The organism is Streptomyces sp. S07_1.15, assembly GCF_020739505.1.
Lineage (GTDB): Bacteria > Actinomycetota > Actinomycetes > Streptomycetales > Streptomycetaceae > Streptomyces > Streptomyces xinghaiensis.
The window spans coordinates 5,670,654-5,685,864 of sequence record NZ_JAJBZK010000001.1 but is presented as its reverse complement, the minus strand read 5'-3'; the positions used below and the strand labels follow the sequence as shown (position 1 = coordinate 5,685,864).

At 70.3% G+C, this 15,211-nt stretch carries 15 protein-coding genes; 3 read left to right on the top strand and 12 right to left on the bottom strand.

Annotation, left to right across the window (positions count from 1 at the left end; genetic code table 11):
• Positions 1 to 127 precede the first annotated feature (127 nt).
• The 3 genes from LIX60_RS24355 to LIX60_RS24345 all read right to left on the bottom strand — a co-directional run bounded on the left by LIX60_RS24355 (position 128) and on the right by LIX60_RS24345 (position 3,084).
• Positions 128 to 1,156: an NlpC/P60 family protein gene (locus LIX60_RS24355; protein WP_227960580.1), complete on the bottom strand. Its 1,029-nt coding sequence runs from the start codon at positions 1,154 to 1,156 to the stop codon at positions 128 to 130.
• Positions 1,157 to 1,463: 307 nt separating this feature from the next.
• A complete protein-coding gene (locus LIX60_RS24350) occupies positions 1,464 to 2,825 on the bottom strand; it encodes an NYN domain-containing protein (protein WP_227962904.1) in 1,362 nt (453 codons plus the stop codon).
• Positions 2,826 to 2,844: 19 nt separating this feature from the next.
• A complete protein-coding gene (locus LIX60_RS24345) occupies positions 2,845 to 3,084 on the bottom strand; it encodes a hypothetical protein (protein WP_227960578.1) in 240 nt (79 codons plus the stop codon).
• Positions 3,085 to 3,274: 190 nt separating this feature from the next.
• On the opposite strand from LIX60_RS24345, the gene LIX60_RS24340 reads away from it, so the two are divergent.
• A complete protein-coding gene (locus LIX60_RS24340) occupies positions 3,275 to 4,036 on the top strand; it encodes a rhomboid family intramembrane serine protease (protein ID WP_227960576.1) in 762 nt (253 codons plus the stop codon).
• The gene (locus LIX60_RS24335) at positions 4,033 to 4,314 is read left to right on the top strand and encodes an Lrp/AsnC family transcriptional regulator (protein ID WP_227960573.1); all 282 of its coding nucleotides are present in this window, start codon (positions 4,033 to 4,035) and stop codon (positions 4,312 to 4,314) included. The genes LIX60_RS24340 and LIX60_RS24335 overlap by 4 nt, the downstream gene beginning before the upstream one ends.
• Positions 4,315 to 4,389: 75 nt before the next feature.
• Here LIX60_RS24335 and trpD read toward each other — a convergent pair whose 3' ends face one another.
• The 5 genes from trpD to LIX60_RS24310 form a co-directional block, all read right to left on the bottom strand.
• Complete coding sequence (gene trpD, locus LIX60_RS24330) at positions 4,390 to 5,454, bottom strand: anthranilate phosphoribosyltransferase (protein ID WP_227960571.1); 1,065 nt, start codon at positions 5,452 to 5,454, stop codon at positions 4,390 to 4,392.
• Between the two features lie 247 nt (positions 5,455 to 5,701).
• A complete protein-coding gene (locus LIX60_RS24325) occupies positions 5,702 to 7,333 on the bottom strand; it encodes a ubiquinol-cytochrome c reductase cytochrome b subunit (RefSeq protein WP_019709417.1) in 1,632 nt (543 codons plus the stop codon).
• Complete coding sequence (locus LIX60_RS24320; protein ID WP_227960569.1) at positions 7,330 to 8,397, bottom strand: ubiquinol-cytochrome c reductase iron-sulfur subunit; 1,068 nt, start codon at positions 8,395 to 8,397, stop codon at positions 7,330 to 7,332. Before LIX60_RS24320 ends, LIX60_RS24325 begins: the two co-directional genes overlap by 4 nt.
• Entirely contained in the window at positions 8,394 to 9,203 is an 810-nt protein-coding gene (locus LIX60_RS24315; RefSeq protein ID WP_227960567.1) for a c-type cytochrome, read from the bottom strand. The genes LIX60_RS24320 and LIX60_RS24315 overlap by 4 nt, the downstream gene beginning before the upstream one ends.
• Before the next feature lie 71 nt (positions 9,204 to 9,274).
• Positions 9,275 to 9,895, bottom strand: coding sequence for a heme-copper oxidase subunit III (locus LIX60_RS24310; protein ID WP_125623094.1), 621 nt, complete (start codon positions 9,893 to 9,895; stop codon positions 9,275 to 9,277).
• Between the two features lie 308 nt (positions 9,896 to 10,203).
• Here LIX60_RS24310 and LIX60_RS24305 point away from each other — a divergent pair, with 308 nt between their 5' ends.
• On the top strand, positions 10,204 to 10,605 hold the full coding sequence (locus LIX60_RS24305; protein WP_030543056.1) for a hypothetical protein: 402 nt from the start codon (positions 10,204 to 10,206) through the stop codon (positions 10,603 to 10,605).
• A 10-nt stretch (positions 10,606 to 10,615) separates the two neighbouring features.
• Here the strand turns inward: LIX60_RS24305 and LIX60_RS24300 are convergent, their stop codons facing one another.
• From LIX60_RS24300 to coxB, 4 genes are all read right to left on the bottom strand, one after another.
• A complete protein-coding gene (locus tag LIX60_RS24300) occupies positions 10,616 to 11,872 on the bottom strand; it encodes an Ig-like domain-containing protein (protein WP_227960565.1) in 1,257 nt (418 codons plus the stop codon).
• A gap of 109 nt (positions 11,873 to 11,981) precedes the next feature.
• On the bottom strand, positions 11,982 to 12,380 hold the full coding sequence (locus tag LIX60_RS24295; RefSeq protein WP_227960563.1) for a cytochrome c oxidase subunit 4: 399 nt from the start codon (positions 12,378 to 12,380) through the stop codon (positions 11,982 to 11,984).
• Entirely contained in the window at positions 12,377 to 14,113 is a 1,737-nt protein-coding gene (ctaD, locus tag LIX60_RS24290) for a cytochrome c oxidase subunit I (RefSeq protein WP_227960561.1), read from the bottom strand. Before ctaD ends, LIX60_RS24295 begins: the two co-directional genes overlap by 4 nt.
• On the bottom strand, positions 14,110 to 15,072 hold the full coding sequence (coxB, locus tag LIX60_RS24285; protein WP_227960559.1) for a cytochrome c oxidase subunit II: 963 nt from the start codon (positions 15,070 to 15,072) through the stop codon (positions 14,110 to 14,112). The genes ctaD and coxB overlap by 4 nt, the downstream gene beginning before the upstream one ends.
• Positions 15,073 to 15,211: the final 139 nt, after the last annotated feature.

Below are 15,211 nucleotides of genomic sequence, written 5' to 3'. Positions count from 1 at the left end.
ATGGATGCTCGGGGTGAAAGGACCGAACGGGGCCCGGAAACGCCTCGTCCCACCGGAGACGCAGGTCACCGGTGGGACGGAAGGAGCCGGACGCCGCCCGATTCGCTCGAACGGGCGGTGTGTCGGACTAGCCGATCCGGACGCCGAACTGGAACGGCATGTTGTTGATCGACTCGTAGCGCACATTGGCCCCGGGCTTCGGGGCGTGCAGGATCTGGCCGTTGCCGGCGTAGAGGCCGACATGGTGCAGATCGCCGTAGAAGAAGACCAGGTCGCCCGGTTTGAGAGCGCTCCGGCCGATCCGCGTGCCGTCGTTGGCCTGGGCCTGCGAGGTGCGGGAGATGCCGACGCCGGCCTGGGAGTAGGCCCAGGAGGTCAGCCCGGAGCAGTCGAAGGAGCTGGGGCCGGTGGCGCCCCAGACGTAGGGTGCGCCGATCTTGGACTGCGCGGCGGAGAGGGCGGCGGCGGCGCGCTGCGACTCCGGGACGGCGCTGCCGAGGTCGACCCGCTCGCCGGCGGAGCGGTTGGCCCGGTCCTCCTCGGCGGCGAGTTCGGCGCGCTCCGCGGCCGTCAGGGTGTTGAGCAGGGCGCGGGCCCTGGCCAGCTTGCCCTGGATCTCGCGCTTCTTCTCACCCAGCGCCTCGCGGGTGGTGTCGAGCTCCTCCAGCTTGCCGGCGGCCTCGGCGCGCTGCTGCTGGAGCGTGCGCTGCTTCCCGGTGATCCTGCCGAGGGCCTCGGCCTGCTTGCCGCTGAGCTGGTTGAGCGTGGAGGCCCGCTCCAGATATGTGTCCGGGTCGGAGGAGAGCAGCAGCTGCACGGACGGGTCGATGCCGCCGGAGCGGTACTGGGCCGTGGCCATCGAACCGAGGCCGTTGCGCAGGTCGTTCAGGTCCTCCTGGCCGCGGGCCACCTTGTCCTGGAGATTGGAGACCTCCTCTTCGAGCTTCTCCTGCTTCTCCTTGGCACCGTTGTACTTCTCGGTGGCCATCTCGGCTTCTTCGTACAGCTTGTCGACCTTGGCCTTCACGTCGTTCTTGGAAGGCTGCGGCGCGGCCTGGGCGGCCTGCGAGGTGATGGCGACGGCTGCGGCGGCGGTGGCCGTGAGCACGCTGACGCGTGCCCGGCCCGGCTGCCTGGGTCGACGGTGGGACGCCACGGAGGCGACCTCCTTCTTCCTCCAGCCGCCTGCCGGGAGGACGGAACGCGGCCCGGCTCCGGTGTCCGGCCCGGGAGCTGCCCGGACATACCGGATTCGGCGGTTCCCCCGCGGACATCCCCGATGGATGATCACCGCGCGGAGGGTTCGGAGCCGACCCTAGTGACCTTGTCGTGATCGGTTCAAAGGGTGAGGCGAAAAAAATTCCCGCCGGAAGGTTTTCTTTACCCGCGCTCGCACAGCCGGTGACAGCGGCCTGACACTGCGTGCCACAGAAGGCCCCCGCCGGGCCCCGGGCCGCTCCGGGTCAGGTGCGCGCGAGCCGCTTCAGCAGCAGCGTCGAGGCGACGGGGCGCGCGCCGGCGCGCGCCACTCCGTCCGCCACCTCCCGGTCCGCGGAGACCACGACCACCGGGCGCCCCGGCGGCTCCGCGCGCACCAGGCGCCGGATCAGCTCGTCGGCGGTCTGCCCCGGCTTGCTGAACAGCACGCGCACCCCGCGCGGCGGCGCCAGCAGCACGGGCGCGGCCAGCTCCGCGCCGTCGAACACACACGTCATCTCGGCACCGGTCTGCGCGGCGAGCACCGCCAGCCCGCCCAGCAGCCGCAGCCGCTGCTTGTCCAGCGGCATCGTCGGATAGCCGGTCTTGGTGACGTTGTAGCCGTCGACCACCAGATGCGCCTGCGGCAGCGCGAGAAGCTGGTCGAGCAGCGCCGGGTCGGTCTCCGAGAGCGCGCGGGTGGCGATGTCCTTCGGTGTCATCCGCCCCGGCTCCACCGCGTCCACGGTGTCCGCGGGGTGCTGCGCGGCGGGTGGCAGGGCCAGCTCCCGGCGGAGCCCCTGGGCCGCGTCCAGCACGGTGTCCAGCAGCAGCCGCAGCCGCATGTCCTCGACGCTGCGGCCCTCGCGCACCGCGCGGCGCCCGGCCTCCAGGGCCGACTCGGCCTCCGTCAGCCGGGCCCGCAGCCGCCGCGCCTCGCTGTCCGCCGCCGTCTTCTCGGCCGCCGCCGCGGCCCGTACGGACTCCAGCTCGGCCGCGGCCTTGCGGAGCGCGGCCTCGCCGCGGCGCACGTCGCTCACCGCGCTGCGCAGCTTCCGGTGGAGGACGTCCGCCTCCTTGCGGGCGCTCTCCAGCTCGGTGCGCGCCCGGTCCGCCTCCGCGCGTGCGGCCGCGCGAGCCTCGGCCAGTTCCTCGCGGAGCCGCCGCACCTCGCGGCCGGCCTCCTCCTCGGCCCGCTCCGCCCGGGCCCGCTGGACCTCCTCGCCGGCCGCGGCGACCAGCTTGGCCCAGCCCACGGGCCGCAGTATGTACGCCAGCGCGGCCACCTCGGCCGGATCCGCGGCGGCCGGCGGCGCCCCGGCTTCCAGGGCCCCGGAGAGCTCCGGCCGGCTCTCGCGCAGCCGCTCGCCGACCCGCTGCCGGAAGAGCGGATGGCTCTCCAGGGCGGCGGCCATGGCGTTGCCCGCGAACTTGGCACGGCGGCTGGGGGTGAAACGGGCGTACTGCCGCAGCTGGGGCGGCAGTTCCGCCATCGTCAGACTGCCGAAGGCGTCCGCGACGAGGGCGACGACCCGGCGCCGCACGCCCTCCGGCAACGGCCGGTCGAGCACCTCCCCGGCGTCGGCCGACCGCTCCGCGTCCCCGGCGCCGTCGCCCGTGTGCTCCACCACCTGTCGCGCTCCGATCTCAGCCGCTCACACCGGGGCGGTCCACCAGTTCGATCTGGTCCACCGCGTTGCACCAGCGGCAGCGGACCGACTCGATCGTCTCACTGAGCACGTCCCGCTCCTCGATCCTGGGTTCCCCCGCCAGGTCGAGATGCACGTACTCGACCGCTCTGCTGGAGCGGGTCACGTCGAAACGGGTCAGGTTGCCGCACAGGGTGCAGCGCCACCGGGTCTCGGCCGTCGGCTGGGGAACGCCCATCGTCTCCTCGTTCTCTGCGTCACTTGCGTCTGCGTCTTCTGCACGTTCTGGTCCGCGGTGCGCCGTCGGACTGCGGGATGCTCTCCCGCAACCCTACGGCCTGCCCGGGCCCGCTCGCCGGGCCCGGTCACGGGGTGGACGCCCGGCGAGGCGTTCCGTCCGCCGGAGCCCGTTACGCCATGATCTGCGCATGCGGAGAAAGGCGCGCGGGCTCCCCGGCGGCGGCCGGCCCCCCGCGGAACCGGCCCCGGGAAGCACGGACCGCGGGCCCGCCGTGGTGACCCACACCCTCACCGGCCTGTGCTGCCTGTTCTTCGTACTCGGGCCGGTCTCCGGACTCAACCCCGCCCAGGGCGGCGGCGACCGGCTGATCGCGGCGCAGAACGACCACTTCCGGCGCTGGGGCCTGGTGCCGGCCGAACTGTTCGGCGGCTCGCCGGAGGCCCTCCTCACCCCGCTGACCGCGTTCTTCGTCCACGGCGGCTGGCTGCATCTGCTCGGCAACCTGCTCTTCCTGCACGTCTTCGGCCGCATGGTGGAGACCCGGCTGGGCCCGGCGCGCTACGTCCTGCTGCACGCCGGTACGGGCTACCTCGCGCTGACCGCCTTCGCCGCGGCGGACCCGGCCTCCGACCAGCCCCTGGTCGGCGCCTCCGGGGCCGTCTCGGGGGTGCTGGGCGCCTTTCTGCTGCTCTTCCCCAGGGCCCGGGTCACCAGCCTCTTCCCGTTCCTCTTCTTCCTGCCGCTGCGCTTCCCGGCGTGGGTGGTGCTGCCCTTCTGGTTCGCGCTCCAGTGGCTGGCGTCGCAGAGCGCGCCGGAGGGCTCCGGAGTGGCGTACCTGGCGCATCTGACCGGCTTCCTGGCCGGCTTCCTCTGGGCGTGGGTCCGCTACGGGGGTGCGGCTAGAGTGAGCAGCGCAGACCGGGCGACCGAGGGAGACAGCCAGCCGTGATCACCGCGATCGTGCTCATCAAGACCAGCGTGGACCGGATCCCGGAGATCGCCGAATCGATCGCCGCCCTGGAGAACGTCAGCGAGGTCTACTCCGTCACCGGCACCTACGACCTGGTGGCGATGGTCCGGGTGAACCGGCACGACGATCTCGCCGATGTGATCCCCGGCCGGATCAACAAGGTCGACGGCGTCCGGGCCACCGACACCCATGTGGCGTTCCGCACCTACTCGCAGCACGACCTGGAGGCCGCGTTCGCCATCGGCCTGGACTCCTGACCGGCTGAGGCGGACCCCCGGCCGGCGGCCCGCCGGGGTTCCGCCGGCCCCCAGGGAGCCGGCGGAACCCCGGGGTCACACCTGGCTCGCGGCGACCCAGCGCTCCAGCGTCCGGAGGGCGGCGCCGGAGTCGATCGACTCGGCGGCCCGGGCCATGCCCTCGGCGATCTGCTCGGTGAGCGGTGTGTCCGCCGGGTGGAGGGCGGCGAGGGCGGCGGCCGAGTTGAGCAGCACCGCGTCCCGCACCGGGCCCTTCTCGCCCGCCAGCAGCCGGCGCGCGACATCCGCGTTGTACGAGGCGTCCGCCCCGCGCAGCGCCTCGACGGGCACCAGATCGACGCCCACGTCCCGTGGGTCGAAGGACTCCTGGCGCACCGTGCCCTCCCGCACGATCCACACCTGCGAGGTGGCGGTGACCGTCAGCTCGTCCAGCCCGTCGTCGCCCCGGAACACCAGCGCGGAGGAGCCCCGTTCGGCGAGGACGCCCGCCATGATCGGCGCCATCCGGGCGCTGGCCACACCGGTCGCCTGCGCGGTGACGCGCGCCGGGTTGGTCAGCGGGCCGAGGAAGTTGAAGGTGGTGGGGATTCCCAGTTCCCGCCGGGCCGCCGCCACATGACGGAGCGACGGGTGGAACTTCACCGCGAAGCAGAAGGTGATCCCCGCCTCCCCGGCCACCTCGGCCACCCGCCGCGGCGTGAGCTCGAGGTTGACGCCGAGCTTCTCCAGCACGTCGGAGGCGCCGCTCGCCGAGGAGGCGGCGCGGTTGCCGTGCTTGACGACCTTGGCGCCGGTGCCCGCGACCACGATCGCGGACATGGTGGAGATGTTGACCGTACGGGCGCGGTCGCCGCCGGTGCCGACGATGTCGACGGTGTCCCCGGGGACCTCGATCAGCCGGGCGTGCTCGTACATGGTGCGGACCAGCCCGGACAGCTCGGCGACCGTCTCGCCCTTGGCCCGCAGCGCGACCGCGAAGCCGGCGATCTGGGCGTCGGTGGCCTGGCCCCTCATGATCTGGTCCATGGCCCAGGCGGTGTCGTCGGCGCCAAGGTTCCTGCCGTCGAGCAGTGAGGTCAGCACGTCGGGCCAGGTGCGGGCCGCCACGCTGCCGCCGCCTGCCGGGGTCACGACGTTCATGGTCCGCTCCTGGAGTCCATGGGGAAGGGGTGGCCTGGGGGCCGGCCGCGGCGGGCCCCGGCACAGCCTAACGGGGCGGGGCGCCCGGCACGGGCCGGTGCCCGTACTGCGGGACGGTCGCGGCACGGACCGCCCCCGCGGACCGCCCGTATGGACCCCGCGGCCCCCGGACGGACCGAGGGCCCCGGTCCGCCCCACGAGGGGACGGGCCGGGGCCCGGGGCTGTGTGGCGACCGCGGGTGCGGCCTCAGTGGTGGCCGTGGCCGCTCTGGATCTCCTTGAACTCCTCCGGGGTCGCCTTGGGGATCTGGGAGCCCTCGCCGTACCAGCCGCGCGAGAGGCGGGCCCGGAGCTTCTGGCTCCGCGGCACCTTGCGCCGTACGCCGTTCTCGTCGACCTCGGGGCCGACCTCCAGCGGCTTGGGCTGCTCGTGCTGGGTGAGGGTGTGGAGCTGCTCCTGCGAGAGCGGCTCGTGCACCTCGACGAACTCACCGTGCGGCAGGCGCTTGATGATGCCGGCCTCGCGGCCGTGCAGCACCTTGTCCCGGTCCCGGCGCTGGAGGCCGAGGCAGATCCGCTTGGTGACGATGAAGACGATCACCGGCACCACGAAGAAGGCGATCCGCACGAACCAGGTGACCGCGTTGATCGACATGTCGAAGTGGATGGCGAAGATGTCGTTGCCGCCGCCCAGCAGCATCACCAGGTACCAGCTGATCCAGGCCGCGCCGATGGCGGTACGCGTCGGGGCGTTCCGCGGCCGGTCCAGGATGTGGTGCTCCCGCTTGTCGCCGGTGACCCAGGACTCGATGAACGGGTAGACCGCGATCACCGTCAGCACCAGCGGGAAGACGATCACCAGCGGGATGGCCACACCGAGGTTGAGCGTGTAGCCGCCCGGCAGCACGAACTCCCAGGCGGGCATGGCCCGGATGAGTCCCTCGGAGAAGCCCATGTACCAGTCGGGCTGGGCGCCGGTGGACACCTGGTCGGGCCGGTACGGGCCGAGTGCCCAGATCGGGTTGATGGTGAAGAGCGCGGAGAGGACCGCGATCACACCGAAGACCAGGAAGAAGAAGCCTCCGGCCTTGGCCATGTAGACCGGCAGCAGCGGCATGCCGACCACGTTGGTGTTGGTCTTGCCGGGGCCGGGGAACTGGGTGTGCTTGTGGTAGAAGACCAGGATCAGGTGCGCCACCAGCAGGCCGAGCATGATGCCCGGCAGCAGCAGGACGTGGGCCGCGAAGAACCGCGGGATCACGTCGGTACCCGGGAACTCCCCGCCGAACAGGAACATCGACAGGTACGTGCCGACGACCGGCGTCGCCAGGATCGCGCCCTCCATGAACCGGACACCGGTACCGGAGAGCAGGTCGTCCGGGAGCGAGTAGCCGGTGAAGCCGGTGAACATGCCGAGCACGAACAGCAGGAAGCCGAACACCCAGTTGACCTCGCGCGGCTTGCGGAAGGCACCGGTGAAGAACACCCGCATCATGTGCACGAACATGGAGGCCAGGAAGATCAGGGCCGCCCAGTGGTGGATCTGCCGGATGAGCAGACCGCCGCGCACGTCGAAGTTGATGTCGAGGGTGGAGGCGTAGGCCTCCGTCATCCGGACGCCGTGCATCGGCACGTAGGCGCCGTGGTACTCCACCTCGGCCATGCTGGGCACGAAGAACAGCGTCAGATACACACCCGTGAGGATGATGATGATGAAGCTGTAGAGCGCGACCTCGCCCAGCATGAAGGACCAGTGGTCCGGGAAGATCTTGCGCATGTTGGTCTTGGCCAGGGTGTAGATCCCCAGCCGTCCGTCCGCCCAGTCGGCGACCCGCTCTCCCGCGGGCGCCTTGCGCCGGTTGTCGGTCGCCGTACTCATCCGCGCTCCCAGAAACTCGGGCCGACGGGCTCCGCGAAGTCACCGAGGGCTTCGAGGTAGCCGTCCTGGTTGACACCGATCCGCAGCTGCGGCAGGGCGTGGCCCGCCGGGCCGAAGATCACCCGCGCGCCGTCGGCCATGTCGAAGGTCGACTGATGGCACGGGCAGAGCACGTGGTGGGTGGACTGCTCGTACAGGGTCACCGGGCAGCCGACGTGGGTACAGATCCGCGAGTACGCCACGATGCCCTCGTGCGACCAGTCGAGCTCCTTCTTGTCCTTGATGTCCTCCGGCTGAATCCGGACGACCATCACGGCGGCCTTGGCGATCTCCACGTTGAACTCGTGGTCGTCCTCCTCCAGGCCCTCGGGCTTGACGAAGGTCAGCGATCCGACCGGGATGTCCTCCGGCCGCAGCGGCTCGTTGGTGTTCTGGTTGACCAGCAGCTTGCCCTTGGCCCACAGCGTGTGCCGGAGCTTGTCGCCGGGCAGCGGGCCGAGGTCGCGCAGCAGCACCACGCCGGAGAGCGGCACCAGGGCCACCGCGCCGAAGAGGGTGTTGCGGAGCAGCTTCCGCCGGCCGAAGCCGGACTCGGCGGCGCCCTGCCGGAAGTCGGCCATCACCGTGGCCTTGGCCTCGGACTCGGCGCCGATGGGGTGCCGCTCGTCCGCGATCTCCACGTCGGACATCAGCGTGCGGGCCCAGTGGACCGCGCCGGCGCCGATGCAGAACAGCGCGATGCCGAGGGTGAGGCCCAGGGCGAAGTTCAGCGCGCTGACGTGACCGAACGGGAAGATGTACACGATCTTGTCGATCGGGAACACCACGTAGCTGGCGATGAAGCCGATCGTGGCCAGCATGGACACGACGAAGAGCAGGGCGACGGTGCGCTCGGAGCGCTTGGCGGCCCGCTCGTCGATGTCCTGGATGCGGGGCTGGTGGGGCGGCAGGCCCGGGTCCGCGAACGGGTTGCCCGCGGGGGTCACCGCGCCGTCGTGAGCCGTTGCCTGCTCACTCGGCAGGGATTCTTGGGACACGTCTTTGTTCGATCCAGTCTCGCTCATGACTTCCTGGCCTTTGCGGTCCGGGCGGCGACCCAGATGGCGACAGCGATCATCGCGCCGAGGCCGAAGGTCCAGGCGAACAGGCCCTCGGTGACCGGACCGAAGCCGCCCAGTTCCAGGCCGCCCGGGTTGGCCGAATCCTCACCGTTCACCGTGTTGATGTAGGCGATGATGTCCCGCTTGTCCTGCTCGGGCGTGGTCGAGTCGGGGAACACGGGCATGGCCTGCGGGCCGGTCAGCATGGCCTCGTAGATGTGCTTGTTCGAGACGCCCTCGAGGTTCGGGGCGTACTTGCCCTCGGTCAGGGCGCCGCCCCGGCCCGTGAAGTTGTGGCACTGCGCGCAGTTGGTGCGGAAGAGCTCCCCGCCCTTGGCGATGTCCGCGCCCTCGGGGTCGTAGGCCTCCTTCGCCGGCACGGCCGGGCCGGGGCCGAGCGAGGCGATGTACGCGGCCATCTGGTCGATCTCGGCCTGCGAGTAGACCACCGGCTTCTTCGGGGCCTGGGCGCCCGGCTGCTGCATGGGCATCCGGCCGGTGCCGACCTGGAAGTCGACCGCGGCGGCGCCGACTCCGACCAGGCTCGGGCCGTCGGAGGTCCCCTGACCGCCCGTGCCATGGCAGCTCGCGCAGCCTGTGGTGTAGAGCTGCTTGCCCTCCTTGATGGCAAGGGACTGAGCGGTGGTGTCGGCCTGGGCCTTGTCCGCGGGTGCGAACGCCGCGTACAGCCCCCCGGTGACCGCCAGCGCGAAGAGTAGGACGACAAGCGCCGCCAGCGGATGGCGCCGTCGTGCGGAGAGCTTTTTCACGGATTACCCCGGTGTCAGGATCTTCTGCGTCGATGCTTCTGGCTTGGTGTGGTGCGGGTCCGTCGGACCGATTACTTGATCATGTAGATCGTGGCGAAGAGGCCGATCCAGACGACGTCGACGAAGTGCCAGTAGTACGACACGACGATGGCCGACGTGGCCTGCTCGTGGGTGAACCTCTTGGCCGCGTAGGTCCGGGCCAGGACCAGCAGGAAGGCGATGAGTCCGCCCGTCACGTGCAGTCCGTGGAAGCCGGTGGTCAGGTAGAACGCCGAGCCGTACGGGTCCGACGAGAGCGAGAGGCCCTCGTGCTTCACCAGCTCGGTGTACTCGAAGATCTGGCCGCCGATGAAGACGGCGCCCATGATGAAGGTGACCACGAACCACGAGCGGAGCTTCTTCACATCACCGCGCTCGGCGGCGAAGACGCCGAGCTGGCAGGTGAGGGAGGAGAGCACCAGGATCGTGGTGTTGGCCGCCGCGAACGGGAAGTTGAGTGCGTCCGCCTTTTCCGACCAGAACTCGGCTCCGGTCACCGATCGCAGGGTGAAGTACATCGCGAAGAGGGCCGCGAAGAACATCAGCTCGGAACTCAGCCAGATGATGGTTCCGACGCTGGTGAGGTTCGGTCGATTGACCGACGGGTGCGCGTGCCCGGTGTCTACTGTCGTTGCTGTCGCCACGACCGACATTATGTCGGTCGCTTATCCAGCGCTCACCCCGGGGGTGCCGTTCGGTGTGTCAAGGCCGTACACGCTGCTCTTTCGGCCCATTCCGCGGGCTCCGCGGGGCGGCGGAACGGCGGCTTCCACGGGCTCCGGGCGGCCCGGTGCCGCGGTCGTCGCCGCCCCGGCCGCCCCGTGCGGAACCGGACCGTCCGGCCCGGGCGGGATCGTGGATCCGCCCGCCCCTCCTCCCCCGCCGCTCCGGCGGAGTAGCATCCGCCGCAACGGCTCCACACACCACCGTGCCGTCCGTACGCCGCAAGCCTGGAGGAACGATGCAGCCGACCGCCACGGTCCTGGTCTACAGCGACAACGCGAGGACGCGCGAGCAGGTGCGACTGGCGGCGGGCAAGCGCCCGGCCGCCGACGTGCCCCCGGTGGAGTTCCTGGAGTGCGCCACGCTGCCGGCCGTGCTGAGCGCCCTGGACGCCGGCGGGATCGACGTGTGCGTGCTGGACGGCGAGACGGCGCCCGCGGGCGGCATGGGCGTCTGCCGGCAGATCAAGGACGAGATCTTCGGCTGCCCGCCCGTCCTGCTGCTGATCGGCCGCCCGCAGGACGCCTGGCTGGCCACCTGGAGCCGGGCCGAGGCCGCGGTGACCCACCCGGTCGACCCGGTGGAGTTCGCCGGCGCCCTGGCGGGCCTGCTGCGCGCCCGGCCCGCCGTGGACGCCTGAGCCCCGGGGCTCAGAACTGGGGGCGCAGCCGGGCCGGTTCGGCCGGTCCGGCATCCTCCTGCTCGGCGGGGCCGTGCAGGGCGCTGCCCGCCGACCACTTCGCCCAGTCCAGGTTCCAGTCGCCGAACCCGTTGTCGAACGGCGTCATCGTCTCGCCCTCGCTGCCGACGACCTTGACGATGTCGCCGAGCCGCACATGGTCGAAGAACCACTTGGCGTTGGCCATGCTCATGCCCGTGCAGCCGTGGCTGACGTTGGCCGAGCCCTGCGAGCCGACGGACCACGGCGCCGCGTGTACGTACTCGCCGCTCCAGGTCACCCGGACGGCCCAGTGCACCGGCAGGTCGTAGGATTCGGCGCTGCCCGCCGCGATGCCCACACTGGTGCCGCGCATCCTGACGAAGGCCTCCTTGGCCAGGACGATCTTGGTTCCGTTGCGGGTCTCGAAGCCGGGCTTGCCCGTGGTGACCGGAATGGTGCGGACGACCTTGCCGTCGCGCTTGAAGGTCAGGGTGTGGGTGCGGGCGTTGGTGACCGCCTCGACGCGTGGGCCGGTGCGGATCCGCAGCGGCTTCGAGGAGCCGCCCCGCAGCCCCTTCGCGGCCTCGACGCCGCCCAGGGCGCTGCGCACCTCGATGGTGGCGCGAGCGGGCCAGAAGTCGCGTGGCCGGTAGTGCAGCGTCTTCTCGTCCACCCAGTGCCAGGCGCCGGCCACGCGGGGCCGTGAGACGACCTGCAGGGAGCTCTCGACGCGGCCGCGCGCCGCGCGGCCCCGGACGGGACGGCTGAGTTCGGCGGTGATGGGCTGGCCGACGCCGTAGGTCCCGGCGTCCGGGCCGAAGGTGACGCGCAGCCGGCGGTCGGCGGGCGCGGTCTCGAAGTGGATGACGCGCAGCCCCGGGGCGCCGCCGCGGTTCTCGGTGCTCACCCGGAGGGTGTAGCGGACACCGGCGGTCAGCTGGGAGGTGCTGCGCCAGCGGGTTCCGTCGTCGTTGAGCTCGCCGCGTATTCGGTGGCCCGCGGTGTCGGTGGCGGTCACGTCGGTGATCCGTCCGCCGCCGCTCCTGGCGGTGATCTCCAGCGGCTTGTCCGGGTCGAGGGCGCGCCCCTCGCTCCCGTCGCCGCTGAAGGCTATCTGGCCGGTGGCGTCGTAGGGCTTGTCGGTCAGGGAGGGTCCGGAGCCGCCGCAGGCGGCGGTGGCCGTGACCAGCCCGCCTATCAGCAGGCCGCTGCCCAGAACGGTGCGTATGCGCGGGTTGTGGTTCATAAGCCACAAGCTATGAAATGCCGGGCGGTCCGGCGCGGCGGATGGGCCAAACGGGTCGGGCCCGGAAGCGGCTGCTTCCGGGCCCGGCGCGTGTGCGTGCGGTGGTGCGCTACTGGGTGGCGTTCTCGCCGCGGTAGTACTCGAACACCCAGCCGAAGAGTCCGATGAGGAGGATCGGTGCCGAGAAGTACAGCAGCCACCAGCCGAAGATGACGCCCAGGAAGGCGAGCGCGGAACCGATGCCCAGCGAGAGCGGCTGCCAGCTGTGCGGGCTGAAGAAGCCCAGTTCCCCGGCGTCGTCCGCGACATCGGCGTCCAGGTTGTCCTGGGCGCCGGTGTCCACGCGGCGGGCCGTGAAGGCCAGGTAGAAGCCGACCATGACGGTCAGGCCGAAGGAGAGGAAGAGCGCCGTGGTACCGACGGGCTCCCTCGACCAGAGGCCGTAGACGATGGTGACGGTGAGGAAGAAGAGCGACAGCCAGAGGAAGACGTGTCCCTGGATCTTCACTTCGCGGCCTCCTTGTCACCGGCGAGGGCCTTGCCGGCCACCGCTTCCCGGGCTTCGAGTGTGTCGATCTCGGCGATCTCCGGGTGGTGCAGGTCGAAGGCCGGGGATTCGGAGCGGATCCGCGGCAGGCTGAGGAAGTTGTGCCGCGGGGGCGGGCAGGACGTCGCCCATTCGAGCGAACGGCCGTAGCCCCAGGGGTCGTCGACCTCGACCTTCGGCGCGTACTTGGCGGTCTTCCAGACGTTGTAGAAGAACGGCAGGAGCGACAGGCCGAGCAGGAACGAGGCGATCGTCGAGACCGTGTTCAGCGCGGTGAAGCCGTCCGCGGCGAGGTAGTCCGCGTAACGCCGCGGCATGCCCTCCACGCCCAGCCAGTGCTGCACCAGGAACGTGCCGTGGAAGCCCACGAACAGCGTCCAGAAGGTGATCTTGCCGAGCCGCTCGTCCAGCATCTTGCCGGTGAACTTCGGCCACCAGAAGTGGAAGCCGGCGAACATCGCGAAGACGACCGTGCCGAAGACCACGTAGTGGAAGTGCGCCACCACGAAGTACGAGTCCGACACGTGGAAGTCCAGCGGCGGCGAGGCCAGGATGACGCCGGTGAGGCCACCGAACACGAAGGTGATCAGGAAGCCGACCGTCCAGAGCATCGGGGTCTCGAAGCTCAGGCTGCCCTTCCACATGGTGCCGATCCAGTTGAAGAACTTCACACCGGTCGGCACCGCGATCAGCAGCGTCATGAAGGAGAAGAACGGGAGCAGGACGGCGCCCGTGACGTACATGTGGTGCGCCCAGACGGTCACCGAGAGGCCCGCGATCGCCATCGTCGCGGCGATCAGGCCGATGTAACCGAACATCGGCTTCCGGCTGAAGACCGGGATGATCTCCGACACGATGCCGAAGAACGGCAGCGCGATGATGTACACCTCGGGGTGGCCGAAGAACCAGAAGAGGTGCTGCCACAGCAGCGCCCCGCCATTGGCCGCGTCGAAGATGTGCGAGCCGAACTGGCGGTCCGCCTCCAGCGCGAAGAACGCGGCGGCAAGCACCGGGAAGACGATGATCGCCAGCACCGCGGTCAGCAGCACGTTCCAGGTGAAGATCGGCATCCGGAACATCGTCATGCCGGGAGCGCGCATGCAGATGATCGTGGTGATGAAGTTGACCGAACCGAGGATCGTGCCGAAGCCACCGAGTCCGAGGCCCATGATCCACATGTCACCGCCGACACCCGGCGAGCGGATGGCGTCGGACAGCGGGGTGTAGGCGAACCAGCCGAAGTCCGCGGCGCCCTGCGGGGTGAGGAAGCCGCCCAGCGCGATCAGCGAGCCGAAGAGGTACAGCCAGTACGCGAACATGTTCAGCCGCGGGAACGCCACGTCGGGCGAGCCGATCTGCAGCGGCATGATCCAGTTGGCGAAACCGGCGAAGAGCGGCGTCGCGAACATCAGCAGCATGATCGTGCCGTGCATCGTGAACGCCTGGTTGAACTGCTCGTTCGAGACCAGCTGCGTACCGGGCCGGGCGAGTTCCGCGCGCATGATGAGCGCCAGGACACCGCCGACACAGAAGAAGAAGAACGAGGTGACCAGGTAGAGCGTGCCGATCTTCTTGTGGTCGGTGGTCGTCAGCCAGTCGACCACCACGCTCCCGGGTTTCCTGACGCGCACGGGCGGTGCTGCGGCAGCCGTCGCTGCGGCAGCGGCACCCTGGGGTTCGTTGAGGATGCTCATGGGTTGTTGGTCTCCGCGTTCTTGGCGGCATCAGACTGGGTGATACCCGCAGGGATGTAGCCGGTCTGGCCCTTCTCCGCCAGGTCCTTCAGGTGCTGCTGGTAGCGCTCCGGAGAAACGATCTTCACATTGAAGAGCATCCGGGCGTGGTCGACGCCGCACAGCTCGGCGCACTTGCCCATGTAGGTGCCCTCCTTCTCCGGAGTCACCTGGAACTGGTTGGTGTGGCCCGGGATGACGTCCTGCTTCATCAGGAACGGCACCACCCAGAAGGAGTGGATGACGTCCCGCGAGGTCAGGATGAACTTGACCGACTCGCCCTTGGGCAGCCACAGGGTCGGGCCCGGGTTGCCGTTCTGCGGGTTGCGGTCGCCGGGCGTGCCGGCGTCGTAGACGCCCTCGGCGCCCTCGGGGACGCCTTCCAGCTTCTTCTCCGCGATGGAGGAGACCTCCTTGGGCAGCGTCCCGGGCGTCGCCGGGTCGCCGTCCACGTCCTCCATGTAGTTGAAGCCCCAGCTCCACTGGTAGCCCACCACGTTGATGACGTGGTCGGGCTCCTTGGAGGTCTTCAGCAGCTCGCTCTCGTCACGCGCGGTGAAGTAGAAGAGCACGGAGACGATGATCAGCGGGACCACCGTGTAGAGGGCCTCGATCGGCATGTTGTACCGGGTCTGCCGGGGAACCTCGACCTTGGTCCTGGAACGCCGGTGGAAGATGACACTCCACAGGATCAGGCCCCAGACGAGCACGCCCACGGCGAGCGCGGCGGCCCAGGATCCCTGCCACAGGGAGAGGATCCGCGGCGCCTCTTCTGTGATGGGGGTGGGCATTCCGAGGCGGGGGAAGTCCTCGTATGTGCAACCGGTGGCGGTCACCAGGACCAGGCCCGCGGCAAGCGCCTGCGGCAGCTTCCGCCGCATCGGGCGCCGCGACGAGCGGTCGGAGCCGTTGGGACTCACGTAGCGCCTTCCCGAGAGTCTCGCCCGCCGACCTGCGGCCGTCTCTGCGTTCGGTCGCCGGCCCTTGTCGCGGGCAGGGGTTTGGATGTTTATGCGGACCAAACCCTACTGGACGCCATTTCACGTCGCGCGGGGAGGG

Bases quoted from the DNA above. Each gene is read 5' to 3' on its own strand.
- LIX60_RS24345 (WP_227960578.1), bottom strand. From the start codon at position 3,084: ATGGGCGTTCCCCAGCCGACGGCCGAGACCCGGTGGCGCTGCACCCTG.
- LIX60_RS24340 (WP_227960576.1), top strand. From the start codon at position 3,275: ATGCGGAGAAAGGCGCGCGGGCTCCCCGGCGGCGGCCGGCCCCCCGCG.
- trpD (WP_227960571.1), bottom strand. From the start codon at position 5,454: ATGAACGTCGTGACCCCGGCAGGCGGCGGCAGCGTGGCGGCCCGCACC.
- LIX60_RS24325 (WP_019709417.1), bottom strand. From the start codon at position 7,333: ATGAGTACGGCGACCGACAACCGGCGCAAGGCGCCCGCGGGAGAGCGG.
- LIX60_RS24320 (WP_227960569.1), bottom strand. From the start codon at position 8,397: ATGAGCGAGACTGGATCGAACAAAGACGTGTCCCAAGAATCCCTGCCG.
- LIX60_RS24310 (WP_125623094.1), bottom strand. From the start codon at position 9,895: ATGTCGGTCGTGGCGACAGCAACGACAGTAGACACCGGGCACGCGCAC.
- LIX60_RS24305 (WP_030543056.1), top strand. From the start codon at position 10,204: ATGCAGCCGACCGCCACGGTCCTGGTCTACAGCGACAACGCGAGGACG.
- LIX60_RS24300 (WP_227960565.1), bottom strand. From the start codon at position 11,872: ATGAACCACAACCCGCGCATACGCACCGTTCTGGGCAGCGGCCTGCTG.
- ctaD (WP_227960561.1), bottom strand. From the start codon at position 14,113: ATGAGCATCCTCAACGAACCCCAGGGTGCCGCTGCCGCAGCGACGGCT.